This window comes from Enterococcus sp. AZ149 (assembly GCF_051714285.1).
Classification (GTDB): Bacteria; Bacillota; Bacilli; order Lactobacillales; family Enterococcaceae; genus Enterococcus_D; species Enterococcus_D entomosocium.
Window position 1 is genome coordinate 1,755,050 of sequence record NZ_JBIORO010000001.1, and the last position, 24,058, is coordinate 1,779,107.

The 24,058-nt window shown below is 42.3% G+C and carries 25 protein-coding genes and 1 pseudogene; 7 read left to right on the top strand and 19 right to left on the bottom strand.

The genetic code is table 11. The features are described 5' to 3' along the window. Nucleotides 1–647 precede the first annotated feature (647 nt). Complete coding sequence (locus IGI94_RS08230) at nucleotides 648–1,973, bottom strand: dihydrolipoyl dehydrogenase family protein (protein WP_008379964.1); 1,326 nt, start codon at nucleotides 1,971–1,973, stop codon at nucleotides 648–650. 180 nt (nucleotides 1,974–2,153) lie between these two features. Here IGI94_RS08230 and IGI94_RS08235 point away from each other — a divergent pair, with 180 nt between their 5' ends. After that, complete coding sequence (locus tag IGI94_RS08235) at nucleotides 2,154–2,342, top strand: hypothetical protein (protein ID WP_005226063.1); 189 nt, start codon at nucleotides 2,154–2,156, stop codon at nucleotides 2,340–2,342. Between the two features lie 62 nt (nucleotides 2,343–2,404). On the opposite strand, the gene IGI94_RS08240 is transcribed toward IGI94_RS08235, so the two are convergent. From IGI94_RS08240 to IGI94_RS08250, 3 genes are all read right to left on the bottom strand, one after another. Beyond that, a complete protein-coding gene (locus IGI94_RS08240; protein ID WP_008379967.1) occupies nucleotides 2,405–3,382 on the bottom strand; it encodes a Gfo/Idh/MocA family protein in 978 nt (325 codons plus the stop codon). A gap of 23 nt (nucleotides 3,383–3,405) precedes the next feature. Beyond that, a complete protein-coding gene (locus IGI94_RS08245) occupies nucleotides 3,406–3,846 on the bottom strand; it encodes a heme-binding protein (RefSeq protein ID WP_315042034.1) in 441 nt (146 codons plus the stop codon). A gap of 72 nt (nucleotides 3,847–3,918) precedes the next feature. Further along, a complete protein-coding gene (locus IGI94_RS08250) occupies nucleotides 3,919–4,944 on the bottom strand; it encodes a Gfo/Idh/MocA family oxidoreductase (protein WP_016611799.1) in 1,026 nt (341 codons plus the stop codon). A gap of 204 nt (nucleotides 4,945–5,148) precedes the next feature. Between IGI94_RS08250 and IGI94_RS08255 the strand changes: the two genes are divergently transcribed. The 4 genes and pseudogenes from IGI94_RS08255 to IGI94_RS08270 form a co-directional block, all read left to right on the top strand. Next, nucleotides 5,149–6,042, top strand: a complete 894-nt coding sequence (locus tag IGI94_RS08255; RefSeq protein ID WP_016611800.1) for a MurR/RpiR family transcriptional regulator — start codon at nucleotides 5,149–5,151, stop codon at nucleotides 6,040–6,042. Next, nucleotides 6,039–7,004 carry a Gfo/Idh/MocA family protein gene (locus tag IGI94_RS08260; protein ID WP_008379972.1) on the top strand — a complete coding sequence of 322 codons (966 nt, stop codon included), beginning with the start codon at nucleotides 6,039–6,041 and terminating at the stop codon, nucleotides 7,002–7,004. Before IGI94_RS08255 ends, IGI94_RS08260 begins: the two co-directional genes overlap by 4 nt. Before the next feature lie 159 nt (nucleotides 7,005–7,163). After that, nucleotides 7,164–7,388 carry a hypothetical protein gene (locus tag IGI94_RS08265; protein ID WP_005235901.1) on the top strand — a complete coding sequence of 75 codons (225 nt, stop codon included), beginning with the start codon at nucleotides 7,164–7,166 and terminating at the stop codon, nucleotides 7,386–7,388. A gap of 299 nt (nucleotides 7,389–7,687) precedes the next feature. Further along, nucleotides 7,688–8,041: pseudogene (locus IGI94_RS08270) on the top strand (GNAT family N-acetyltransferase); the annotation flags it as partial. 69 nt (nucleotides 8,042–8,110) lie between these two features. Here the strand turns inward: IGI94_RS08270 and IGI94_RS08275 are convergent. The 8 genes from IGI94_RS08275 to IGI94_RS08310 form a co-directional block, all read right to left on the bottom strand. Continuing rightward, nucleotides 8,111–9,154 carry an AI-2E family transporter gene (locus IGI94_RS08275; RefSeq protein WP_008379977.1) on the bottom strand — a complete coding sequence of 348 codons (1,044 nt, stop codon included), beginning with the start codon at nucleotides 9,152–9,154 and terminating at the stop codon, nucleotides 8,111–8,113. Between the two features lie 172 nt (nucleotides 9,155–9,326). Beyond that, on the bottom strand, nucleotides 9,327–10,184 hold the full coding sequence (locus IGI94_RS08280) for a triphosphoribosyl-dephospho-CoA synthase (protein ID WP_016611802.1): 858 nt from the start codon (nucleotides 10,182–10,184) through the stop codon (nucleotides 9,327–9,329). 12 nt (nucleotides 10,185–10,196) lie between these two features. Next, nucleotides 10,197–11,282 carry an acyltransferase family protein gene (locus tag IGI94_RS08285; protein WP_016611803.1) on the bottom strand — a complete coding sequence of 362 codons (1,086 nt, stop codon included), beginning with the start codon at nucleotides 11,280–11,282 and terminating at the stop codon, nucleotides 10,197–10,199. Nucleotides 11,283–11,306: 24 nt separating this feature from the next. After that, complete coding sequence (locus IGI94_RS08290; protein WP_005231351.1) at nucleotides 11,307–11,900, bottom strand: malonate decarboxylase holo-ACP synthase; 594 nt, start codon at nucleotides 11,898–11,900, stop codon at nucleotides 11,307–11,309. Nucleotides 11,901–11,903: 3 nt separating this feature from the next. Continuing rightward, nucleotides 11,904–13,586, bottom strand: a complete 1,683-nt coding sequence (mdcD, locus tag IGI94_RS08295) for a biotin-independent malonate decarboxylase subunit beta (RefSeq protein ID WP_086372983.1) — start codon at nucleotides 13,584–13,586, stop codon at nucleotides 11,904–11,906. After that, complete coding sequence (locus tag IGI94_RS08300; RefSeq protein WP_005226050.1) at nucleotides 13,576–13,875, bottom strand: malonate decarboxylase subunit delta; 300 nt, start codon at nucleotides 13,873–13,875, stop codon at nucleotides 13,576–13,578. The genes mdcD and IGI94_RS08300 overlap by 11 nt, the downstream gene beginning before the upstream one ends. Before the next feature lie 25 nt (nucleotides 13,876–13,900). After that, nucleotides 13,901–15,547 carry a malonate decarboxylase subunit alpha gene (gene mdcA / locus IGI94_RS08305; RefSeq protein WP_438899625.1) on the bottom strand — a complete coding sequence of 549 codons (1,647 nt, stop codon included), beginning with the start codon at nucleotides 15,545–15,547 and terminating at the stop codon, nucleotides 13,901–13,903. A gap of 5 nt (nucleotides 15,548–15,552) precedes the next feature. Next, nucleotides 15,553–16,467, bottom strand: coding sequence for an ACP S-malonyltransferase (locus tag IGI94_RS08310; protein ID WP_086372985.1), 915 nt, complete (start codon nucleotides 16,465–16,467; stop codon nucleotides 15,553–15,555). Between the two features lie 117 nt (nucleotides 16,468–16,584). On the opposite strand from IGI94_RS08310, the gene IGI94_RS08315 reads away from it, so the two are divergent. After that, entirely contained in the window at nucleotides 16,585–17,439 is an 855-nt protein-coding gene (locus IGI94_RS08315; RefSeq protein WP_042890734.1) for a LysR family transcriptional regulator, read from the top strand. Nucleotides 17,440–17,648: 209 nt separating this feature from the next. Here IGI94_RS08315 and IGI94_RS08320 read toward each other — a convergent pair whose 3' ends face one another. From IGI94_RS08320 to IGI94_RS08335, 4 genes are all read right to left on the bottom strand, one after another. Next, complete coding sequence (locus IGI94_RS08320) at nucleotides 17,649–18,068, bottom strand: cupin domain-containing protein (RefSeq protein WP_086372986.1); 420 nt, start codon at nucleotides 18,066–18,068, stop codon at nucleotides 17,649–17,651. Next, nucleotides 18,069–18,413 carry a carboxymuconolactone decarboxylase family protein gene (locus tag IGI94_RS08325; RefSeq protein ID WP_086316141.1) on the bottom strand — a complete coding sequence of 115 codons (345 nt, stop codon included), beginning with the start codon at nucleotides 18,411–18,413 and terminating at the stop codon, nucleotides 18,069–18,071. Beyond that, the gene (locus IGI94_RS08330) at nucleotides 18,382–18,948 is read right to left on the bottom strand and encodes a flavodoxin (protein ID WP_086372987.1); all 567 of its coding nucleotides are present in this window, start codon (nucleotides 18,946–18,948) and stop codon (nucleotides 18,382–18,384) included. The genes IGI94_RS08325 and IGI94_RS08330 overlap by 32 nt, the downstream gene beginning before the upstream one ends. Before the next feature lie 164 nt (nucleotides 18,949–19,112). Continuing rightward, nucleotides 19,113–19,994 (bottom strand): LysR family transcriptional regulator, encoded by an 882-nt coding sequence (locus tag IGI94_RS08335; protein WP_034872660.1) that lies wholly within the window; start codon nucleotides 19,992–19,994, stop codon nucleotides 19,113–19,115. Nucleotides 19,995–20,282: 288 nt separating this feature from the next. Here IGI94_RS08335 and IGI94_RS08340 point away from each other — a divergent pair, with 288 nt between their 5' ends. Continuing rightward, on the top strand, nucleotides 20,283–20,471 hold the full coding sequence (locus IGI94_RS08340; protein WP_196044522.1) for a hypothetical protein: 189 nt from the start codon (nucleotides 20,283–20,285) through the stop codon (nucleotides 20,469–20,471). Nucleotides 20,472–20,682: 211 nt separating this feature from the next. Here IGI94_RS08340 and IGI94_RS08345 read toward each other — a convergent pair whose 3' ends face one another. The 3 genes from IGI94_RS08345 to IGI94_RS08355 all read right to left on the bottom strand — a co-directional run bounded on the left by IGI94_RS08345 (nucleotide 20,683) and on the right by IGI94_RS08355 (nucleotide 24,053). Then, nucleotides 20,683–21,387: a flavodoxin gene (locus tag IGI94_RS08345; RefSeq protein ID WP_196044521.1), complete on the bottom strand. Its 705-nt coding sequence runs from the start codon at nucleotides 21,385–21,387 to the stop codon at nucleotides 20,683–20,685. Between the two features lie 191 nt (nucleotides 21,388–21,578). Beyond that, nucleotides 21,579–22,520, bottom strand: a complete 942-nt coding sequence (locus IGI94_RS08350; protein ID WP_196044520.1) for an ABC transporter ATP-binding protein — start codon at nucleotides 22,518–22,520, stop codon at nucleotides 21,579–21,581. Nucleotides 22,521–22,622: 102 nt separating this feature from the next. Continuing rightward, the gene (locus IGI94_RS08355; protein WP_429967805.1) at nucleotides 22,623–24,053 is read right to left on the bottom strand and encodes an ATP-binding cassette domain-containing protein; all 1,431 of its coding nucleotides are present in this window, start codon (nucleotides 24,051–24,053) and stop codon (nucleotides 22,623–22,625) included. Nucleotides 24,054–24,058 lie beyond the last annotated feature (5 nt).

Sequence of the window (24,058 nt, forward strand, 5' to 3'; positions counted from 1 at the left end):
AGAGCACCTCTTGCAGGATTCAAGTGAAAACGAATGCTGCAACAGGTGCTTTCTTGTCTCGGACTATTGGGACATTCCTAATTGCTCGATTTTCATTTCCTTTTGAAATTCTCAGATTTCTTGTGAACTTTTCAGAAGACTCCACTCATAATTTCATACGTGCCTAATGGGATTATTTTTTCATTCACGCTTGCTTTTTAGGAAGAAACGTTATGATGATTTTACTTGCTAGGAGGTGTGAAAAATCGAACTTATCGGACATCTGATCTTCTGGGTCCCATTTTGTCTTTTTCTAGTGATTGGATCGTTTTTCATACAATGGCGGAAACGTTTCGTTTCAACCCTTATTGCAGCGATCCCGTTTCTCTTTTTTATGATAAAAATATTCAATTATCGGCATTATGAGCCGGATTTTATTTTCATCATCTATTTGATCGGACTCTTCTTGTCATCGATCGTACTGATTGTTGCTGTCCGTCGGCTTTCAAAAAAAGCCTAAACCTAGGGTTACTAGAAAACAAAGACATTGCTTAAATGAAACCCAGCCTAACTTTAAGGTTCATTTAAGGTTGGCAGACTATAGTCAATACGGACATAATAATTTAGAGCCTGTGCTAGCGGAAACTAGCGCAGGCTTGTTTGTTTATTTATAGAAAATAGGACAAATCGCTAGCAGGTGTGGGGTAGGCAAAAATCATTTGTGCCAGTGCTTCTTTCGATAGCTGATTTTCCAACACAAAAACGAAGTGGTTGATCAACTCATCCGCCAATGCAGAAAAAATCGTGACAGCAACGATTGTATCAGATGTGTCATAAACCAATTTGATTTTTGCCTCTTGATCATTGATTCGTCGATAGGTGTACCAAGAAGAAAGATCCATCACCTCGCTATGATATTCTGAGGCATGATCGGCAATCTCTTGCTCACTGATTCCGATTCTTGCCAGTTTTTCCGCACCAAAAACCAGCGTAGGGATTAGCGGATAGCGGATGGGCGTTTTCTGGTCATCTATATGCTCGACAAGATAGGCGGCTTCAAAGCTAGCAACAGGCGTCAGTTTTGGCTGCTTTTTCGCTAGCACATCTCCGATTGCGTAGATGTGTGTTTGACTAGTCTGCAAAAACTCATTTACAACGATCCCTTGTTTTGACGTTTCTACCCCTGCCTTTTCCAGTTGCAGCTGATCGCTATTGGGTCTGCGTCCCGTGGCACCAATCACTGCTTCTACGGTGAGAGACAACGCTTGTGTCTGAATTGTATAGTGGTTTTGTTCTTTCATGATTCGCTGTGTGTTCTGGTTAAAGTGAAACGAAACACCTTGGTCCTGCATTGAACGAACCATTTCTGCGGTCAATTCAGCATCAAATCCTTTTAGTGGCTGGTCATTATGATGAATCACATGAACTTCAGCACCTGCTGCTTGAGCGATCATCGCCAATTCGAAGGTAATATATCCAGCACCTATGAAAGCAATCGTTGCTGGCATCTTTTCAAAGGAAAGAAAATCAGTACTGTTTTGTAAATGCTCCTTGCCGACGATTGGTAGTACGGCTGGACGCTGTCCTGTCGCAATGATTATTTTTTCTGCTTGAATCTCTTCGGCGTCCACGACGACCGTATGGGCATCACGAAAAGCGGCTTGTCCGTAGTAAGTAGTGATTCCTTCTGCTAGTAACCCTTGTTTGGTTGACTCCGGCACACGATCAGTATACGAGCGCTTAAACGCCATCAGTGCCGGCCAATCAATGGCTACCTGCCCTTGAACGCCATTGCCTTGCATACGTTTCGCCTCTGTTTTGACTTCTACGCCTCGCATCAGTAGTTTTTTCGGATCGCACCCGCGATTGGGGCACGTGCCACCCCATAAATCAGCTTCGACGATCGCCACTGTCTTTCCTTTGGCTTTTAACCCGTAGGCAGCAGCCGTACCAGCTGGACCCGCTCCGATAATCAGTACATCCACCTTTTTCATCTGTCTCCTCCTTCTCTTAAAAAAATCCTGCTCTTTCTCTTCCCTTCAAGTATAGCGAATCACGGTCAGCCCACAAAACAATTCGCCTTTAACGGCTCCTGCGAATGATCACAATCATCCCTTAAAATTGCGTTTGATATGGTATACTTTTCTTGTCAGTTTAACGACAAAGGAGAATGAATGACTGTGAGTTTTAAACGTTTTTTTCAGCTCTTTCTTTTTTATTTCCTCTCGATTCTGGTGGCCTATGGCCTGATTGCGTTTCTAGCAGTAGATAACTTTTGGCTGGTCGTCTGTTTGATGACAATTGTCGGCTATCTCACCTTGGGTATCCCACTAACCTTATTGAGTTTAAAGAAGAAAAAATAAGACAACAGACAAAGACACCAGCAACTTCTCTAAGAAGCTGGTGTCTTTCCACATTGATGCGATTATCCTAATACAATCTGGGCATCTGCCAATGCTTTTTCCACTACTTCCATCACCAGCTTGCTATGTGCAAGGCGTTCCTTGACAAAGGCATGATCATTTTCGTGAATGGCTTGTGCAAAACGGGCAAATTCTTCAAACATACGATGTCCGTGAACGCTTTGATCCTGATGGCTTTTTGCCCCATTGACCGGTTCAACGTCATAGCTGGCAAGCATATTCGTCGGTCCATTGACGATGATCGATCCTTTCGTCCCTTGGATCGTTGAGCGAATCGTCGCTGTCGAATCTTTGGCGCCAATACAAACGACTTTTGTTTGTTCATAGTCTAAAAACAGCATGCCAGAAGTATCGATCCCCTCTTCGACATTAGCAAAATAGCGGACACTTTTAGGTTTTCCTAAAAGCCCGACCACAAAATGAATATTATAGATATTGATATCCATCAATGCCCCACCACCCATTTTTGGGTTAAATGCAGGTAAAACGGTTCCCTCTTTGAATGAATCATAACGAGAAGAATATTGCGAATAGTTGCATTCAATCACTTTCAGCTCTCCCAATGTTTCAAGCTGCGCTTTTATTCCTTGGTAGTTGGCTAAGTACTGATTCGTGATGGCTTCCATCAAAAGCACCCCATGGGCAGCAGCCAATTCTGTTAATTCTACTAATTCTCGTGCCTGCAACGTAAATGGCTTTTCACAAATGACGTGTTTGCCAGCGAGGATCGCTTCTTTGGCAAAGGAATAATGCAAATGATTGGGCAATGCGACATACACGGTGTCAACGGAGGGATCCGCCAAACATGCCCCTAACTCTGTATAGACGGTTTGAATCCCGTATTGCTGTTTTAAGTGATTCATTTTCTCTAAATCATTTTCTGTCCCAAAAATAGCGGACAGTTCAAGCTGTGGGACATCCCCTGCCACCGTCAAAAAATCATGGACGATCATGCCTGCCCCTAAAATCGCTAAGTTCATCTTGCTTCCCCTTTTCTATCTTCTTAGATCATTTGTTTCAATACCTCGGTGATCACTTTATGATCCTCTAAATGAGCCAAACCTGACACACAGATAGCACCCGTTACATTTCTGTCTTCGATAATTGGAAAACCACCACCACAAATTGCATAATGTTCGTCTTGTGCCCATTTAGCAAATTGTATATCTCTATTTTTTTGCGCATAGACGTATAGTGAACTATGCCCGCTTTCTAGTACCGTTCGTTCTTTTCTTTCAAGCCAAGGGCTTTCTTTTCGCCCTGCCATTAAAAATCGAATGATCGGCAAGCCATGATGAACAACTTTGATTCCTACCGGCTTCGGGTAGTTCCTTTTAACGTACTGATCGATGGCAATAACCAACCGCAATGCGAGGTCATTGTCAAAATGAGCAAACTGCAGCTGCTGTTCTTCTTGCAGGATTTCTGAAGGTTCGATTCGTATCTACTCCTTTTCGTTGAGTCAGTTGATGCCTCCAGGCGCTTTGTTTGTCAAAAGCCCCATAATCACCCTGCCTTATGACTCAGTGATCATTTGATTGATGCCTGTTTCTAGCATTTCGATTTGTAAAATCGTTTCTTCGTCTTTCACGATTTTCTCTTTACCATTGATGATCGTTTCATAGACGCCCTCGTACACACGGCTATAATCACCAATTTCAGAGATGACTTTTTCTTCATGGTAGTCACCGTTAGCATCCATATAAGTTAGTGTGCCATAGTGTTCCGGTAAATCGATCCCAAAATCGGCATGATCCGGGAGATAAAACTGTTTTAGATGCTCTTCTTGTCGATCCTTCGTTTGTTTAACAAAAACGCCGTTTTCACCATAAACGACGAAACTAGGCCGTTCTTTTAATCGGAAGTAACTAGATTTGACTGAGACTTTCATTCGACCATAAAACAGATCCAAATCGAAGTAATCATTCATGCGATTTTTTCCAAGCAATTGCCGAACCTCATAATGGACATCGTCTGGTTGCCCAAAATAGGAGATCACTTGATCCAGTGTATGACAAGCGTGTCCATACAAGTAGCTAGTATTCAGTGAAAATTCGGTCACTGACCGTGGAATCTCTGGGCGAAAATAATCATAATGCATCTCTACTTCTAAGAGATCTCCGAGCACGCCGCTTTCGATCACTTTTTGCGTGGTCAAAAAATCGGAATCAAAGCGGCGATTTTGATAGCATTGCACAAACAAGCCTTTCTCCTGCGCCAGTGCGAACAATTCCTTTGCTTGTGCCGAAGTTTCCGTAAAAGGTTTTTCGATCAAGACATTTTTCCCATGGAGCAAGACATCCTTGCCTAATTTATAATGCAAATGACTAGGGGTCGTGACCACAACTAATTGAATTTCAGGATCACGGTAGATATCCTCTAAGTCAGAGGTGTAATGAACGCCTTCTAGTGTTGGCCAGGTCAGCTTGCCGCTTGGTGAATAGATCGTCTTTACTTTGATCTTATCCTGCAGCTTGGTTGAAAAAGGCAGATGGTAGCGATTGGTGCTTTTTCCGTTTCCGAGATATGCGATAGTTAACATTGTGACGCCTCCTATGAATTGATAGCTTGATTATTGCTGATATCCTTCGAAATGAGAAGTCTTTTGCCAAAAACAGGTTCTTTTGACCAGACTTTTTCGCAAACTGCTGAGTGGTTCTGAACATTTTTACCAAATTGCCAAAAAGGTACAGTTTTTGCTTTTGGTTTTCTTTGTCCTAGGCTATGATTAGAAAGAGGTGGTTTGATGTTATTAGGAGATAAATTACGGCTTCAAGAAGGATTGACCAATACGGAGAAGCGGCTTGCCGATTATATTTTGCAAAATATCAATGATGTGCCTTCGTTGACGATTGAAGTCATCGCTAAGCATACATACACATCCCACTCTTCCGTCATTCGTCTAGCCAAAAAGATGGGGTATGAAGGATTTAAAAGTTTTCGCTTAGGTCTGGCTGAAATTGCCCATAATCAGATGTTCAACCCAACCTTTGTTGACGCGAATTTTCCCTTTTCGCCCAAGGATCAAACACCTGATATTATGAAAAAAATGGCCGATCTAACGATCAACTCGATCCACAAAACCCACGCTCAGGTCGCTCCAGAAACGATGGAAGCAGTGGTGCAATCGTTGGAAGCTGCGCAGCGGATTTTCTTATTTGCTCGCGGTGATTCTCAGATCCGGGCAAGAAGTTTTCAAAATAAGTTGGTCAAAATCAATAAGTATCTGATCATTGCGGATGAATATGGGGATGATGCGTGGAATGCATCGAACGTCACGCAAAATGATTGTGCCGTGTTTATTACCTATCGTGGGAAAAATACACAATACGAAAAAATCATGCAACACTTTCGTGATGTTGGGGTACCAGTGATCGTAATCTCTGGCAACGCCCATGCGAAAATCATCCCATTAGCGACCCATGCGATCATCGCTTCTCATGATGAACGTGATTTTCTCAAAGTCGGTACCTTTTCTTCACAGGTCGCCTTTGAGTATATTTTAGATTCACTGTTTGCCTTGCTGTATGCCAAAGAATATCAAAAAAATATTGTCGAGTTAAGAAAAAAACAATCTGTTTTGGAATCAGGGATTCTCTCAGAATACCCGTCAACTGAAGAAAAGAGGGAAATGAAATGATCAATTGGGGAATTATTGGTGCCGGAAATATCGCCAATCGCTTTGCTGCAAGTTTAGAAAATTTTCAAGATGCCCAGCTTTATGGGGTTGCTTGTCGTACGATGGAAAAAGCGCAAGCGTTTCAAGCAAAATTTCCGTGTGATGCCGTCTTTGATAACTACCAAAACCTATTAGATGATCCAGCTATCGATATCGTTTATATTGCTTTGCCGCATTTGTATCACTATGAATGGATCATCAAAGCCTTTCAAGCAAAAAAAGCTGTTTTATGTGAAAAACCAGCAACCTTGACTGCACAAGAAATGCGCGATGTACAAAAACAAGCCCAAGCACACGAAGTCTTCTTTATGGAAGCCATGAAGCCACGCTTCACCCCAGCGTATCGCAAACTAAAAGAACTTGTGGATGGTGGTCATATCGGTGAGCTAACAAGTGTCACGACTACTTTTCGCCGCCATTTACCAGTCGAAGGCAGTTCTTACCATTATCTGCCAAAACAAGGGGGTGCTTTACTGGATATGGGGATCTATAACTTAGCCTTTATCCAAGATTTTTCACCAGAAAATTTAACTGCCGAAATGATCGATTACAGCCTTTATGAAACTGGGGTTGATACCTATGTTGAAGCACGCTTTGTCAGTGAAGACTTTGTTGCAGTGATTGAGACTGGATTTGACCAAACAAAAGAGACGGTGGCGGAATTACAAGGAACAAAAGGGAAAATCACGATCCCCAACTTCCATCGCCCCGCTTCTTTTACCGTGACGATTGACCAAGAAGACACGGTCTATGATATTGGGTACGAGATCGATGATTTCCATTCAGAGATTCAAGCAGTTCACACCGCTCTTGCACAAGGACAACTCGAAAATTCCCTGATGTCCTTAACGGATAGTATTGCCTGTATCGCTTTAGCAGATGAACTAAGAAGCTTGCTAGATGCGGAAAAAAAAGACAATTAAGATCATGCCCCATCGTTTTTGAATAGAACTGACCAGTGGCTACCACTCGGTCAGTTTTTTGTATCAAAAATTGAGCGCTTTCTTTGACGGTATCGAAATGGTTATATTATATTTATTGAGTATATTTTTATACAAATAGAAAAAGAAAGGAAAACGCCCATGACACCAGAAATTATTACGTATCTTATTTGTTTATTGACCTTCGCTTATCTAGCTGTGACGATTTTTACTTTTGTAAAAAATCGCCGGACAGGTGACGGTTATCGCCTCCGAATTTTTTACGTGCTGGCAGCAGCCCTCGTCTTTTTGCTTTCCGTTTATGCAATCGCTACCGGTCAAACCTATGACGACTTGGTTACATCGATAAATGATCTTTTTCAATAAAACACCGTTGGCACGAAGCCCTGCGGATCTCTTCGTTTTTGAACCTCTGGTTGAGGGAAGGATCAAAACGGAAACGAGCCAATGAAAGACTGCTCTTCGATGGCTTTTTCATCAGGACCTTCTATACCGAATCAATGTCTTTCAACAAATGATGTCTGACTTTTTATGGAGTGTGCATGCTCATTCAGCTTAAAGAAGCGAAGCTTTCCGATTTACTTTCTATCTACTTGATATAAAAAGCTGCCTTCAAATCTCTCTTTCTCCGTTATCAAGATGGAGAAACTTCTCCCTATTTACAAAGTTTTGAGAAGCTAAACGCAAAGTTTTCTGCGTCGAATACCACTTATTATTTAATCATGACCGCTCAGAAAACCGTGGGCTTCCTAAAACTGACGGTTGAGCAGGAGCATACGACGAAGCTATCTTCCATCGCCCTTCTTCCCTCCTACGAGAACCGCGGGATCGGTAGACAAGCAATGACCTTGATTGAAAGGAACGTACAAACAGATACGATACATTTGAATACGATCCTGCAAGAACCCAAGCTGGTTCACTTTTATCATTCTTTGGGGTATTCCCCAACAGGCAGGTTTCAAAGCACCTCTTCAGCAATCTGCTTTGTCTCCTTTACGAAAAAAATTGCTGCGAAATAAAAAAGCCATCTCGCCTTTCATCGGCAGAGATGGTTTTTCTATCAATTGCCATCCTTTACAGCAATCATTTTATTGGTCCTGCAAGGTGTCATCGGTTTTTTTACGCAATCGCGGAATCTCTTTCACATTCATTAAATCTAAAAAGAAAGTAAACAATGGGATCCCAATGATCAAGCCCCACAAACCAAAGAGATGTTCGCTAAGATACAGGAGAATAAACGTGTAAAACATCGGAATCTCTGTTTTATTGGCCATCAAGCGGGGATTTAAGATATAGGATTCCAACGCATGAACAAATACTATGATCAAAAGAATATAGATCACGTCATTAAATCCGCCGATAGAATAGGCAATAAACGTCAATGGAATACACGAGATGATCACACCAGCAACAGGAATCAAGCTGAGAAAGAAAATCATCAACGCCAAACTCAACAGCTGCGGAAAGCCCATCACCGCTAAGGCGAAGACAGTGATTGCTGTATTAACTAAGGCGATCACCAACTGCGTCTCAATCACATTTCCGAAAGCACGCGTAAACTTAGCTCCTAAATAGTAAACATCTTCAAAGAACCACGCCCCTCGCCCTTGCAAAAATAGCCGAGAAAACGCAACGGTCTTTTTGTTATCGATCATAAAGAAGAAACTAAGCAGAAATGAGATCAGCACCGTCAATGCCAACTCACCGAAATTATACAGATAATTGATCACGACTAGAACGCCGCTTTGTAATTTCTGAATATATTCACTGGTTTGCAATAAATTCAAGACATATTCGATCAATTCATTGTTGGAGTCTGTCCGTTGGTAGAAATCAGCAACGGAATTGACTAATTGGACGGATTGTTTGATGATGATTGGTACATAATTTGTTGCTACTAAATAAAGAATAAAAACAATCAAGCTGTAAGTCAGGATGCTCGTAAGCTTAATGGGCAGATGACTTTTTCGATGGAGCAAAAGAACCAGCCGATAAATCAGATACGTAAAGATAAAGGTCAGCAAAAGAATGGTCATCATACTGCGAAACAAAAAAAGAATGCCCGCAAGCATAAACAGGACCGTCCAGCGCCGCAACACAAGATTTTGAAGAAAAGCATTATAGTATTTCATCTGTAACTCCTTTATTCGTTGCAATGGAGCAACGAAGCATTTCAGTAGTGCCTAAGAATTATCTAATCATTAAACTATGCAAATAGCAAGAGATTTTATTTTTCTTAATCGAGCGAAAAAATGAAACAAAAAATCCTTAGAAGAATCGTTGGCTTTCTTCTAAGGAAAAGAGTTATTGGTAAACGGTCTTTCCTTCGTTTACGGGTAAAACCGAGTTGATGGACAATAAAAAGAAGCTGGCAGCCAACAGATCAGCACTGCCGCCTGGAGACACATTTTCTGACTGGCAGAAGGCTGCTAGTGCATGAAATGCTGGGTTCGGCAACGCTTGCTGATTGGCTTTTTGTGCGAGTTGCTGAACCAGTGCCAGTACCTCTTGATTGCTGCGGTATAAAATACACGTATCGTCCAGTGTAGCGATGATCGCCAACAGCATGTGGAGCCTTTTTTCAGTCTCATTGGAACAATCCCGAGAAAAATAATCCGCTAGAGCGATTTGAACATGGGGGAACCCAGCAGCAGCTTCCCCATACGCACCGAGATGTCCATATTTGGCTTGAACAGTTTTGCCATGACTTTCCGTTTGTTGAGTCAGCGCATGATCAGGAAATGCAGTGAGAAGCTGGATGTCAGAAAAGACTTCTGGCAAAAAAATCCGCTGTTTGCGACTAAGTTGGCTACTGACGGCGCTGATGAGCAAGCCTAATGCCCAAATGGCTCCTTTATGAGTGTTGATGCCACCAGTGGCTGCCAACATCGCCTGTTCTGCCTTCCGACCGATTGCAGCGATTGCTTCCCGCAACTCTTGAGACATGCTGCTTCCCCAAGACACCAAGGCCATTTCTTCAAAGTATGGCGTCAATGCTCGAGCTGATCGCAGAAAGAGTGCTTGATCCATATCGTGATGGGCACCTGAATCAATGGCATCCACTAACCCAGGTTTTGGGGACAATGTCACTTCTGCAATCAAGGCTTCTTCTACCAATTGGGCGAGTCGTCGACAATTTTCTTCTACAGCAAATGCAAACATCCAACTCCTCCTCTATTTTTTGATTTGACCTTTGATCGTTACCCATAAAACATGCAAAACATAGCTTGTTAAAAAACCACAGCTGGCAGTTGCCAAATAAGCGACGATGATCATGATGCCCATTGGCAGTTGCAGCAACAAATCTTTGAAGCATAGCAACAAAACTTGAAAGACAAAAACATTGGCAAGATAGGTTCGATACGCATAAGTAGATAGCCACTTAAATGTCCCTAACTGAGGGGCATTGTTCTTGATCATAGTTGACCCAAACATAAAGACTGCAAAAATCAATACTAAGCTATATAAGCTTTGCAATGTATTTAAATACGGTGCATGAGCGAAACTTAGATCACCTGCATAATGTAGCAGATGATTGGCAGATAATAGCCCCAATGCTAAACCCACTGGCAAGAAAGCATAGCGAATCTTGTATAGGAAGCGATAGACAGTTTCGTGATAAATCAAAGCGGCTTCGCCATAGATCCCATAGATCGCAAAGCTAAAGACAAACCGATCCAATAAATACCAGTTTTCATGATGCGGTCCTTCAAAAACTTGGCGATCATAAAACACATACCAAGCGGCATACAAAGCAGTTGCGACGATCAATACTGGCCAAACAGCTTTTTTCTTCGTCAACACTTTGTAACCTAACCAGACAAAAAACGGCATCAACAATTGGATCTGCAGCATCATGATCGTATACCACAAGTGTGGCGCCGCATCCCCCGTCACATATTTCAGTAAAAACGTTGCTGTATCAGTATAAGGTTTTCCTTGTTGGACAGCGGGAAAGAGCCATAAATAAGCCGTCGTCCAAAGCACATATGGCACGACAAGTTCAAAAAACTTTTCTTTCAAAAATTCTAGATAAGACAGATGTTGACTTGTCTTAACCATGTTATAAACAATAGCAAAAATAAACAGGGGTGCGGTAAATTTCACCAAGACATAAAAGGTACCGATGAATGCTGCAGTCTTTTCATCTTGGGTATTGGATAAGGCAAAAGTCAAAATCGTTTGCATCATTACTGCTGTCACGGCAAATACTTTTTGGAAATCACTGATGTTGATTTTTAAATCGTTGTTCTCAAACATGTTTTTCGCTCACTTTTCTAATAATTACCAAATCTCAGTGGTGAGTTTTGGCCCTTCGTCTGTTTTTACTAAGATTTTTTTTGATGGATGTTCCAAATACTCCTTTAAGGCAAACCCGCCTTGTTTTGTGATAACTTGAACATCGATCTGTTGAAAAAAGGCTGCCTGCTTTTCCAATAGTTCCAATGGCAGCTTTTCTTTCGTGTCGGCATAAAGCAACAGATCTAAATCACTTGTCGGCTTGATTGCTGCCTGTTTTGCAGCCAATTCAAAACCCAAGCTGCCACCGATTCCCCAAGAATAGTGCTTCAATAAAAGCCGTGCTTGTTGATAGTTGCGGTAAACTGGATAATTGGCTACTTCATTGAATCGAAAGCTCTCACGAGTGATCAATTCCCAAGGATGGATCGTTCGTTTGATCATGTTGCAAGGTGCCTCAAAGGCAAACCGTTCTTGCCGCTTTTCCCCGCGCAACCCCACGGGTAAATAGCTGGGGTTACGGGGTTTCCCACGACGGACGGTCGCAAAAAGCTGTTCTTTTTCAGAAAACCATTTGGGAATATCAATCATATCAAGAACTTCTTTATCTAATTGAACGATATCGTGGGCACGGTTCATTCGTTACTCATTCCATTCTGCATTCATTTTTTCAAATACGTTATTCGTTTCCAGCCGGCCGCTCTTTTTAGCGATCGGATTGGTGTAGCGACTGGTCAACATCGTGTCATTCGTTTTACGCACATCATCAATCGCCTCATTGATCGCTTCAATTACAGTCGCTTTGCTTTCAGAGGTGACAGACTGATCCGTAATGGAGGATAAGAAAGTGAAGATTGCCCCAAGTTTCGTATAATTTTTGATATCATAAGCAATACTTGGTACTTTTTCCGCCGCGGCTTCAATCGCTGCAATCGACCGTTTGGTGACCCGACTTGCACTTTCTTTTGACATTGCTTGAACAGTGATCTTTTCACTATTTAATGCGATCAGACGACTTGATTGCAAGCCATGCGCTAAGAAAGCCCCAGAGATCGCATTACCAGCGATAAAACCGATCACTGGATGACCCGCTTGGCGTAGTTTGGCATAAGCTGCCGCACTGTTTGCTAAAGCTGCATGAATACCAATCAATTCTTCATTGTAGCCATACGCTTGGCTAGGGACATCGATGACCGCAATGATTGGTCGTTTGACTGCTTTCTCTTTGTCTTCTTGATAAACAGTTTCTAACAGGTGGCCCATCTCGTACCCTTCGACTAAACCAACTTCTCCATTGCGTACCCGATACATCGGATTAGTTGGGTTTGGCACGATCGCTGTAACAACGACTTCTTCAGTAAAAAGGTCAGATGCAGCTGCATAGACTGTTGCACTAGTTGAGGTTGGGAACTGCAGATTCGTCAATGCTGAAAACCAATGATAACCGATACTGTCAGCAGCAGCTTCTTGGCCTTCTGTTACAGTAATAGGTGCCACTTCAGTTGCTTTGTGCGTTGCAAGAGCCTTATTGTATGCCTCGATAGTCAGCGGCTTTGATAGATCAAGTTCGTTTAAAAGAGAAAGATAAAAACCACTTTTTTCGCTGCGATGACTGTCTTTCTTTTCAACCATCGCCGCAATCACAGCTTCTTGGATCGATTCGACACTGTCAGTCACTAGTTCATCGATCATTTGTGCTGCCAAACGTTGTTTGGCGCCAATGGTATTCCAAATCAAATCTTTATCACTGGAATCAAATTCTCTCACGCCAGCTTCTTGTTCGATGACTTCAGGACCGTTCAAACCGATACGGGCTTTCTTCGTCGCTATCAAGTAGCTCATAAGTGCTGAGGTAATCGACATACCGCCAAAAGAACCCACCCGACCTGGCACTAAGCCAATCACTGGCACATACGATTTTATTGCAACGATCAAATTGCCGATTTCTGCAATCGACAATAAGCCGTAATTCGCTTCTTGGAGGCGTACGCCACCAGTATCGAGGATGATGATCGGTGTGATCGGATTGCCCTTTTGGTTTTCTTCCAACACATGAGTCAATGCCGCGATGATTTTAGCACCAGAAACTTCACCGATCCCGCCACCTTGGAATTTTCCTTCCATAGCGATCACGACCACGTTTTCTCCAGAAATCGTTCCACGGCAAACAACGATCCCATCATCGCTTTGTGGCACGATGTCTTGAGCCACCAGATTGGGTGCGATCATTTGGTCGAATGGATCGATCAATTCACGACCGCTCTTGGCATCCAATAATGCGTGCACCCGTTCTCGGGCATTTAATTCTACAAAACTATTCTTCATCTGCTAGTTCCTCCATTGCTTGGGTTAATCGTAGGTAAACCACACCGGGAGTAGCGCCAAAGTCGTTGATCACTATTTGCGCACTGATTGGATAGCGCTCAAAAAAACGTGTCAAGACATTTTGCCACACATCGCCAAAGCCATCACTTCCTGTACAAACTGAAACGGTGGTTTCTTGTTTGTCTGTTGGAAAAAGCAGAATTTCCAAGTCACCAGAACCAACCACGCCAACATGGACTTTTTTGGTGACTGGTTTCGTTGTTTGATACGTATAAGCTAATTTTTCCATCTCTTCTTCTCTCCTCTTGCTCTTATTAAGACCACGTTCTGAATTTCATTGGCGGTTCATACAACCCATCGGACCATTCGATCAAATCATCAACGGTTTGAGCTGCTAGCAATGATCGTTTGGCATCACTGCGTTTGATCCCTAAGTCTTCTGGTAATTTCACGATTCCCGCTTTGCGCAAGGCATTCAGAGAAGCTTTTGTGCTGGTCATTCCTAGTGGGGTTACACCACCGATGGCTGCGATTGCTGCTTGTTTTTCCTCTTTTGAGTTTGCTTTATAAAGATAAGCGATGCCTTCTTCTGTCACGATATGCGTCGTATCTTCGCTATAGATCATAATTGGGGCATTGGCTAAACCAGCTTGCTTTTGGACAGCCAACGCATCTAACGTTTCTACAAAAACAGGTTTTTTATTGGAACCATACGTTTCAACCATTTGAACGACTAATTTTTGTCCTTTTGCTAAAGGATCTGTTTCATCCCGCAAGGATTGCCAAGCTGGAGTCGAATGCCGACGGCCCCCCGGATTATGCCCCATATTTGGTGCACCACCAAATCCAGATAAGCGGCCTTTCGTCACTGTAGAAGAATTTCCTTGATAATCCAGTTGTAAGGTTGAACCGATAAACATATCGATGGCATATTGACCTGCAGTTTGGGATAATGCTCGATTGCTGCGCATCGTGCCGTCTTTTCCGACAAAGAATACATCTGGACGAGCGGCAATGTATTTTTCCATACCAACTTCCCCACCAAAACTGTGGATGCTTTCGACCCAACCAGATTCGATAGCTGGAATCATCGTTGGATGAGGATTCAAGACCCAGTTTTTCGCTACTTTTCCTTTGATTCCAAGCGTTTCTCCATAGGTTGGTAAAAGTAACTCGATCGCAGCGGTATTAAAACCGATCCCATGATTCAACGATTGTACTTCATGTTCTGCATAGATTCCTTTTAATGCCATCATCGCCATCAAAATTTGTAATTCCGTAATGTTTTGCGGATCTCTCGTAAAGAGCGCTTCTAATTGATACGGTTGGTCTGCTACCACGACGACATCGATCCAATCGCTGGGAATGTCGACCCGCGGCAAACGATCGACCACTTCATTAACTTGAACGATCACAATCCCATCTTTGAAGGCTGCTGCTTCGACGATCGTTGGTGTTTCTTCCGTATTGTAACCTGTATAAAGATTTCCTTGGCGATCGGCTTTGTCCGCCGCCACAAGGACCACATTCGGAATCAAGTCGATAAATAAGCGACCATATAATTCCAAATACGTATGAATGTCCCCTAATTTCATGGTTTTGTCTTCAATCATTTGGGCAACGCGCGTACTTTGTGCGCCTGCATAAGAAAAATCGATTTTCGCTGCAATGCCTTTTTCAAATATCGTCAAATGTTCTGGACGGGAGATACTCGACATGATCATATGCAAATTGTTGACTTTTTGAGCATCGACTTGTTCTAAGCTTTTTGATAGAAAGCTTGCTTGTTTTTGATTGTCGCCTTCAAGGACCACTTTGTCTCCCGGACGGATCAACTGTTCTAAGACTTCAATGATTGCTTCCGTTGGGACATATTTCCCATCGAGAAGATGCTCGATTTTTTTCATGGTTTGGGCTTTCTTTTCACGTTTACTTGCCCAGTTTCTTGCAGGTTTTTTCATTGTATTCATCTCCATTTTTGATATAGGAATAAAGCATCATCCATGCCATGTTGATCCAAATTGATCACACGGATCGCTTTGTTTTCACCAAATTTTGCTTGGATCAGTTTTGTTAGGGTATTGCCAGGAGGAAATTCAAGAGCCAAATCAAGTCCTGCTTCGTAGGCAACATCCATGATCTTGTTCCACTGCACCGGATAAGCAATATTTTGCAGCAAATCTCGACGGATCTCTTCAGGGTTCATGGTCATCCGACCATCCGTATTTTTGAGGTAGGGACAGATAGGCACATCAAGGAATACCGTGTTCATAAATGGCGCAAATCGTTTCACGGGTTCTGCCATCAACACACAATGGGACGGGACAGGCACTGCTAAAAGTTTGGCGGTTTGCGCATGATAATCTTTCGCTTGAGCTAGCGTCTTGCGCAAGCCTTTGAGATGACCAGAGATCGTATGCTGCATGGGGCAATTTTCATTTGACAAATAGACGGGAGCAGCAGGATCAAATGTTTTTGCCACGAGCGCTTCTGCTTCACTTCTCGTTACACCAACAAGTACCCCCATGGCATAATCAGTCGGATAGGCTTCTTTCATCAATGTCGCCCGATGATAGACCAAGCTAGCGGCATTTTCGAAACTTAAGCTTTCACAAGCTAACGCAGCGGAAAAAGCGCCAATCGAATGCCCCGCCACAAGCTGAGGTTGCACACCAGAGGTTTTCATCTGGTCCGTGTAAAAAGCCGCTTTTACTAAAAGCGCCAACTGAATAGAGACGGTATCTTGTTCGAGATCCCCCGATACAGGGTGTAAATCAAAGCCTGTCGCCTGTTCTAGCCGATGGAAATAACTGGCAGGTACGTCTTCAAGCATCTTGCTGGTCTGACTGCCTTGTCCTGGGTATACGAAACCTGTACTCATGAAACACCTCCTAAGCAATTTCTCTTTCCTGTGTCATAATAACGGAAGTTTGTTATAATAAAAAATACCAGTTTCGTGAATATCCATAACCAAAAGGTATGGAAAGAGGAGTATCTGATGAACCTTGATCATTTACGCTACTTTAAAAAAGTAGCCGAATCGAAAAATATTACCCAATCTGCACAAGAATTATACATCTCGCAACCTGCCTTGAGCCGTGCCATGAAACACTTAGAAAGTGAACTAGGCGTTCCTTTGTTCTATCATGCCGGTCGGCATATCGAGTTGACGATGTATGCTGAAGAATTTTATCCCTATGTCGTTGAGACGTTAGCACGTTTCGACGAAGGAATGAGTGCGATCCAAGCCTTAAATGGAGAAATGGTCCCGGCAGTGACGATCTACTCTGAAGTCGCTTCTGTTTCCTTGCCCAACTTGGTGGCGACATTCGTTGAAAAGCACCCTGAGATCCAACTTTCGATCAAGCAGCACGGCAGTAAGGAGACCAACAAAGAACAAGCCTTCTACATTACCTCTGAGCCAAAGAACGGCTTGACTAATCTGCCGATATTCACGGAACCCATCTTATTGGCGATCCCCCAAAAGCACCCCATGGCAGAAAAAAAAGACTTGCAAGTTGCCGATATCCAACACGTGCCTCTGCTGATGCTGGTTGAAAACAGCCCGCTGCGTAGAACCATCGACGAAGCTTTTGAAGCAAAAAAAATCAGTTTGACTATCGGCTCAACGACGGACGATCCAGCGACGCTGCGCTCCCTTATCAATCAAGGACTAGGAATCACCTTCTTTCCTAAAATTACTTGGGGTTATGAAGATGAGGCACCTTTCGTTTTACGTGAACTAGCAGATTTCCCCTTATCAAGGACGATTTATTTGGCATCAAGCTTTACGAAAGGTCATCCCATGACAAAATTGATTGCAAAAACCTTGATTGAATTTTATCTTGGTTAAACAAAAAGAAGCGTCCACTCGCACGTTAATTGTGCAAGTGGACACTTCTTTTTGTTTCCTATTTACCCCGGTTGAATCATCGAATCGACCGTACATTCATTCACATTGATCTCTTCAATCTCTTTTGACTAGCCACAGTATTGGCTGCAGTCAAGTGAGACCCCATAAGATTTGTTACACGCCTTCCAGTACGGCTGCCTTATCATCGCTTATGCATCGGGCAATTGATCGTATTCTTCATCACTGACTGCTTCTAACCATTCTGAAGCACCAGCAGTAATCGCTACATGGGCAAACCAACTATTTTTTGCTGCACCATGCCAATGTTTGACCCCTTCCTTGATGACTACGACATCACCAACAGTAAGTTTTTGCGGTTTCTTTCCTGCTTCTTGGTACCAGCCTTCTCCTGAAGCCACCAACAACAATTGATACCCACCATCAATATGCCGATGCCAATTGTTGCGGCAACCCGGTTCAAAGGTCACATTGCCAACGTTGACTGGAATCGCTGAATCAGCTACTAAAGGATTCAAGTAACTCTGACCGCTAAAATATTGCGCATAGGCATCATTTTTATTGCCTAATGAAAAAATACCTGCTTCATTTGCTGCATCGAGTTCGGACATTTATTTTTCCTCCAATTCAGCTAGCTCTTCTTGATAAACCGTTTTGGCGATGTTAAAAGCAGACCAAGCTTTAGGCCAGCCAACATAGAAAGCCAGATGAGTGATTACTTCTGCAATTTCTTCTGCAGTGATCCCGTTTTCCTTGCCAATCGTCAGATGGGCAGTCAATTGTTCGAAATTGCCACCGGAAATCAAGGCCGATATCGTCAATAAACTTCTCGTATGAGGAGCCAATTCTGCCTCACGTGACCAAACTTCACCAAATAACACATCATCATTCAGTTGCGCGAATTTCGGCGCAAAGTTGCCTAAGTTATCTCTTCCTGCTGTTTGTTTCTTGACCATATCGATCGACTCCTTCATCTATTTTAATGAAATGCTGATTTAACCAATTTTGAATAGCTATATCCGCTTTAGCTACTCTTGAACCACGAACAGCTAATCCAGGATAAACAGTTGCTTCAGGACAAATCTTTTTAAAGTCTTCAATGCTATTGCCGAATCCTGAGCCTTCATGAGTACAAAACGGAAATATACTCTTCCCTATCAATCGGTGATCTTTTAAAAAACTCGCTAGGATCATCGGGTATGTGCCCCACCAATTGGGAAAACCGATAAACAAGACCCGTTCTTTAAAAAACGCTGCCGATATCTCTTGATAGAAGGGGAATTCATTGGCCGCTTTTTCTTTTTTTGCTAGCTCGACCATTGCTTGATAGCTTTCAGGGTAAGGATAAGCCGGTTCAAGAGAATAAAGCGGGCATTGTAATTTCTCTGCTATTTTCTCTGCTAGAACCCGCGTATTTCCCACTATCAGCTTTTTTCGTTGCCCTTCAATAAGATTCTCCCCTGCTCGTGAATAAACAAGTATTGCCGGCATTTTGTCACCTCCTTGTTTTCTCTTCTTTGTATATTCAATAGTAAGGCAAAGCGGAGCCGTTGAATAATGCTTTTTATAAAAAGTCCCTATGCTTACGAAGCATAGGGAGAGGTGGAAGCCAAAAGAAGCGGATCACTCCACTTCTTTTGGCTTTTAGGATGCAATTATTCAAAAGCGTCACGAAAGCGGGCAATGAACGCCGTCACAACCGGCGACATTACACGATTTCTTTTCCACACCAAGACACAGCTGGTTTCGATTTGAGGGACTAAAGGCAAAAATTTGATCGTTTCATCCCTCCGTTCTCCGACTGCTCCGCTGATGGTCAACGCCGAACCAACATGGTTTTCTACTAAGGAAAAGACATTGAAAATCAAGTTATATGTTCCAACGATCGGTAATTCTTCTATTGGTATTTTTGACCATTGACTAAACATTTGCTGCACTTCCGGACGCCTTGACACTAGCAAAGGCACCCCTTTAATATCTTCTGGTGTGATCTCCTCTTTATGGGCGAGAAAAGAATCAGCTGATGTCAGCATGCCCCAAGTTTCTTTTCTTGGTAGAACGACTTTTTCGTATTTCTCGATTTTGATGGGTTCGATCAAAATCGCCAAATCCAATAAGCCTTTCTCCAAACGCTCGTTGATATCATCTCCTGTGCCGCTGTGAATATGAAAGCGGACATCTGGATAGTCACTGATAAATTCTTCCAACATCAAGGAAAGCGTGTCGGAATTATCTGCTTCCACACAGCCAATTGTGAAATGACCACTAAACAACTGTCTCTTACGATCTTCAAACTCTTGCATGGTTTGATCCGTTAGACTCAATATCTCCTCGGCACGGCTTTTTAAAAAACGACCTGCTTCGGTTAAGAGCATTGTACGATTATCACGAATGAAAAGAGCCGTCCCTAATTCATCTTCTAATTCTTTTAATTGGCGGCTCAATGTCGGTTGGGTGATGTGGAGCACTTCTGCAGCTTGAGAAATTGTCCCTTCCTCTGCAATCGTGAAGAAATATTTTAATAAACGAAATTCCACTAAATCGCCTCCTCTTTTTTTCTTGTGCATTCAAGGTGTTCGAAACAAAAGAGAAGCTCCCTCTCCAGTCTCCTTATCAATTCTTATGATAACAAAGAATCACTGTTCCAGCGAATCTAGCTAAAAAAGCGTAGGAAATTACAGAATTGTAAAAAGATTCTTCAACGACATGTAAAAACTATTCGCTTAAACGAACAGTTTTGTCAGCTGCTTGCTTTTTACGGCTTTTGGCGTAGGATATATGAGTATCTTGGTATGAGTCCTCATACAATGATTTGGAGGAATATGATGTTAAATTTATCAATTCTTTTATTTTGTGTAGCGATCGCTTTACTAGGACTTGCAGGATTCATCTTTAGAGTGCGTGCGTTGCTGAACAACTGTCCGTCGAATGGTCCTGTATTGCCATTGTCGGTCATTGGTGTGATTCTTTCCTTCGTCTCTTTGGTCATGATCTACCTTTCTTATCCGAAATAACAGAATTGTAGTCAACCTAGAACGAATAAATCGGAAAAACTGACTATTCTCAGGAATAAGTATAAGCTCTTGCTTTTAATCCATCAGCTCATCCCAAATGATTCATAAATCAACTGCATTAGTTTACCATAATTATATTATGATTATTTCGGTTTGTGGTACATCATGAACATGTAGCCAATTGAGAAACGGCTACTAAACTTGAATTTTGCTAATATCCTAGTTCATCGAGCCAATTCAACAGATTCGGTTCAGCCTCTTCAACACTTCCCGCTCTTGCTGCAAAGCCTTCCAGAAAGTCATACGCTGGATACAACGTTTGAAGTTCGTTTTGACTATTAGTCAGTCCACTTCCCCCATGGGTTGCAAAAGGAATGATTTGTTTATCCGTAAGATCATAGGCTTCAAGAAATGTTAAAACGGCTCTTGGGGCACGGTTCCACCAAACGGGAAAGCCGATAAAGAGAACATCCACTTCAGTCATTTGGTCAACGTCAGTCATCAACGTTGGTCGGGCATCTTCTTCCACCTCTCTAGTGGCAAAAGCTGTATGTTCATCGTAAACGTTAGGGTAACCTACTTCTGTTTGAATCGAGAACAACGCACCTCCGGTCTGTTCAGCGATCATCTCTGCTATGACTTGGACATCTCCTACTAAAGTGTTATCGATCACATTAAAACTACTTCCAGAAACTGCTTCGACTGCTGGTTCATGCTCTAAATTTTCTGGTCTTGTGAAGTAGGCGATCAAAATATCGGCCTCTCCATCAATCCCTGCTTCTCTCATTTGTTGCGTAACGGTGTCACTAGTACTTGTTTCCGTTGTACTAATGTCTGGCTCGTCATTCATTGAATCACTGCTGCATCCTGCTAGAAAAAGCATTGTCAGAAAAAGTCCTTTTGTCCATTTGTTCATTGAATTGCTCCTTTCTTTTCCCATCAAAAATGGTAGTTCCAGTATAATTCTTGAAGTGGACTTTAAGGCAAGGCTCTTGAGCAAACCTTCCCCTATTTTTTACATCTTTCTCACAACTTCCTCACAAAAGTCTTCCTTCCCAGCATACTGAAAAAAGCCGTAAACAAAGCTTTGTTTTACGACTTTTTCGTTTAGTTATCGATTTTTCTCAAACTAGCAGCGACAAAATGATTTGTTCCTACCTGAACCCAATCCGGGTCCGCTGTTTCTTCTGTTTTAAATGTGGTGAAATCAAAGACATTGTTTTCCTTACTGTAAAAGTCATCAGGCGCTGTTTTCTTGTTTCGAATGTCGGTTCTTAAAAACGCAGCAAGTAAGCGCCTTGTGTACGGATGGTAAGCATTTTTGAATATCTCATTGATTGGGGCACTCTCGACGATTTTTCCCCCATGCATCACGATCACATCATCGGCCATTTTACTAATGACACCCAAATCATGGGTAATAAACAAAATACTTGTATCCAGCTTGTCTTTTAACTCATTCATTAACTTAAGGATTTCTGCTTGGATGATCACATCGAGTGCGGTAGTCGGTTCATCGGCAATCAATAGCTTCGGATTGCAAGCTAATGCCATTGCGATCATTACCCGCTGACTCATTCCTCCAGATAACTGATGAGGAAATTGCTTGGCTACTCGTTTAGGATCTGTGATCTTGACAGCTTCTAACAGCTCATATGCCCGTAAAGTCGCCGTCTTATTGTCGACGTGCTGATGAAGTTTCAAGGCTTCTGTCAGTTGTGCTTTGATTGTAAATACCGGATTCAAACTTGTCATAGGCTCTTGAAAGATCATTGAAATATCATTTCCGCGAATTTTCAAAAGCTCTTTTTTGCTTAATTCGAGGATATTTTTTCCATCAAAACGGATCTGCCCTTCCGCTATATATTGATTTCTCTGAAAAAGTTGAAGGATCGACATGGCTGTTTGACTTTTGCCACTCCCACTTTCTCCAACGATTCCTAATGTCTTCCCTCTTTTTAATGAAAAAGTAACGCCTTTGACAGCTTTGACAGTGCCCCGTTTCGTATCAAAATACGTATGCAGATTATCAACTTCTAGTAAATCCATCTGGACCTCCTTTTGATTTTTCCCATTAAACCAATCGTATCATGCTTATGGTTCGATTGATTGACTCATCAACCATGTTTCAATTTCTATGTTCTAAAAAAACTATTTTCGCGTACACTTCACAAAATGATTCGGCTCGACTTCTACCCAATCTGGATCAGCATCCGTTTCTTTTGAATAGTTGAATGCCAAATCAGGATGGGTTTCATCAAGAGCCCATGGGCGATACTCTTCGTCTAGCGTTGGAATGGCATTTAATAATTGCCGTGTGTACGGATGGATCGGGTTAGAAAAAATCGTCTCAGCTGAAGCTAATTCTACAAGATGCCCAAAATACATCACACCGATCCGATCAGAAATAAATTTTACGACTCCAAGATCATGGGTGATAAACAAGTAAGTCAAATTGAGTTCTTCCCGCAAATCATGAAGCAAATTGATGATCTGTGACTGAATCGAAACATCTAACGCTGAAACAGCTTCATCGCAAACAATGAATTTGGGCTTTAAAGCTAAGGCACGAGCAATCCCGATTCGTTGTCGTTGTCCACCAGAAAATTGATGCGGATAGCGATGAATAAATTCTTTCTTTAACCCGCATTTTTCCATGATATCAAGAATATAGGTTTCATAGTTTGGGTCCTTTTTACTAGCAAAAAATTTGTGTATCAACAAACCTTCTCCAATAATATCACCCACTGTTAACCGTGGATCTAGTGAGGAGTAAGGGTCCTGAAAGATAATTTGCAGGTCTTTTCGTAAAACTCTTGATTCCTTTTGAGTCAAAGCAGCTAGATCGATGCCAGAATCAAGCTGCTCTTCATAGTATGAAAAATCTTTTTTGTTCATAACTTCTTTTTTTAGTTGTGCGACTTGCTTATCAATAGCTGCTAAGTCATTTTGTTGTTCAGCGATCGTTTTTTCCAAGTTCATGAGCCCTGTTTGATCTACTGCCCCATTCATCGCTTGTTTTTGCTGATTAAATGTTAACGCTCGCTTGCTAGCGGCAACTTTTGCTGCAGCTTCGTAACGAGACGAAAGAAGCTTACTGACCTTTTGTAGATCATCATGCAAAATCAAGCCTCCGACTAATCGCAGGGTATTGCCATATTCATTTTCAAAAGCGATTTTCTTTAGACGCAACCGTTCCGTTGTTGCTTCTACATCAGCAGCTGAATCAGTAGCGAGTTTTGATTCGATCGACTGGAGCTCATTGACAGAATCAGTAAACTGTTTCATCTTTTGTGGCAGTTGTTGATAGACTTTTTTTACGTAACGAGGCATGAAATCTTCGATCGTCTCTCCATAGTAAAGGGTCGAGCCTCCGGTTTGTCGCTGGAGCTGAATAATCGTGCGTCCAAAGGTCGATTTTCCACAGCCACTTTCACCGACGATGCCTAATGTTTCTCCTTCATATATATCGATCGTAAGATCTTTATTTGCTTTCACATAGTCTTTTCCCACCCCAAAAAAGTTTTTCTTCTTCACAGGAAAATACTTTTGTAGATTCTTGACGCGCATGATCGTGTCCATAACTG

Bases quoted from the DNA above. Each gene is read 5' to 3' on its own strand.
- IGI94_RS08230 (WP_008379964.1), bottom strand. From the start codon at position 1,973: ATGAAAAAGGTGGATGTACTGATTATCGGAGCGGGTCCAGCTGGTACG.
- IGI94_RS08235 (WP_005226063.1), top strand. From the start codon at position 2,154: ATGACTGTGAGTTTTAAACGTTTTTTTCAGCTCTTTCTTTTTTATTTC.
- IGI94_RS08240 (WP_008379967.1), bottom strand. From the start codon at position 3,382: ATGAACTTAGCGATTTTAGGGGCAGGCATGATCGTCCATGATTTTTTG.
- IGI94_RS08250 (WP_016611799.1), bottom strand. From the start codon at position 4,944: ATGTTAACTATCGCATATCTCGGAAACGGAAAAAGCACCAATCGCTAC.
- IGI94_RS08255 (WP_016611800.1), top strand. From the start codon at position 5,149: ATGTTATTAGGAGATAAATTACGGCTTCAAGAAGGATTGACCAATACG.
- IGI94_RS08260 (WP_008379972.1), top strand. From the start codon at position 6,039: ATGATCAATTGGGGAATTATTGGTGCCGGAAATATCGCCAATCGCTTT.
- IGI94_RS08265 (WP_005235901.1), top strand. From the start codon at position 7,164: ATGACACCAGAAATTATTACGTATCTTATTTGTTTATTGACCTTCGCT.
- IGI94_RS08275 (WP_008379977.1), bottom strand. From the start codon at position 9,154: ATGAAATACTATAATGCTTTTCTTCAAAATCTTGTGTTGCGGCGCTGG.
- IGI94_RS08280 (WP_016611802.1), bottom strand. From the start codon at position 10,184: ATGTTTGCATTTGCTGTAGAAGAAAATTGTCGACGACTCGCCCAATTG.
- IGI94_RS08285 (WP_016611803.1), bottom strand. From the start codon at position 11,282: ATGTTTGAGAACAACGATTTAAAAATCAACATCAGTGATTTCCAAAAA.
- IGI94_RS08290 (WP_005231351.1), bottom strand. From the start codon at position 11,900: ATGAACCGTGCCCACGATATCGTTCAATTAGATAAAGAAGTTCTTGAT.
- mdcD (WP_086372983.1), bottom strand. From the start codon at position 13,586: ATGAAGAATAGTTTTGTAGAATTAAATGCCCGAGAACGGGTGCACGCA.
- IGI94_RS08300 (WP_005226050.1), bottom strand. From the start codon at position 13,875: ATGGAAAAATTAGCTTATACGTATCAAACAACGAAACCAGTCACCAAA.
- mdcA (WP_438899625.1), bottom strand. From the start codon at position 15,547: ATGAAAAAACCTGCAAGAAACTGGGCAAGTAAACGTGAAAAGAAAGCC.
- IGI94_RS08310 (WP_086372985.1), bottom strand. From the start codon at position 16,467: ATGAGTACAGGTTTCGTATACCCAGGACAAGGCAGTCAGACCAGCAAG.
- IGI94_RS08315 (WP_042890734.1), top strand. From the start codon at position 16,585: ATGAACCTTGATCATTTACGCTACTTTAAAAAAGTAGCCGAATCGAAA.
- IGI94_RS08320 (WP_086372986.1), bottom strand. From the start codon at position 18,068: ATGTCCGAACTCGATGCAGCAAATGAAGCAGGTATTTTTTCATTAGGC.
- IGI94_RS08325 (WP_086316141.1), bottom strand. From the start codon at position 18,413: ATGGTCAAGAAACAAACAGCAGGAAGAGATAACTTAGGCAACTTTGCG.
- IGI94_RS08330 (WP_086372987.1), bottom strand. From the start codon at position 18,948: ATGCCGGCAATACTTGTTTATTCACGAGCAGGGGAGAATCTTATTGAA.
- IGI94_RS08340 (WP_196044522.1), top strand. From the start codon at position 20,283: ATGTTAAATTTATCAATTCTTTTATTTTGTGTAGCGATCGCTTTACTA.
- IGI94_RS08345 (WP_196044521.1), bottom strand. From the start codon at position 21,387: ATGAACAAATGGACAAAAGGACTTTTTCTGACAATGCTTTTTCTAGCA.
- IGI94_RS08350 (WP_196044520.1), bottom strand. From the start codon at position 22,520: ATGGATTTACTAGAAGTTGATAATCTGCATACGTATTTTGATACGAAA.
- IGI94_RS08355 (WP_429967805.1), bottom strand. From the start codon at position 24,053: ATGGACACGATCATGCGCGTCAAGAATCTACAAAAGTATTTTCCTGTG.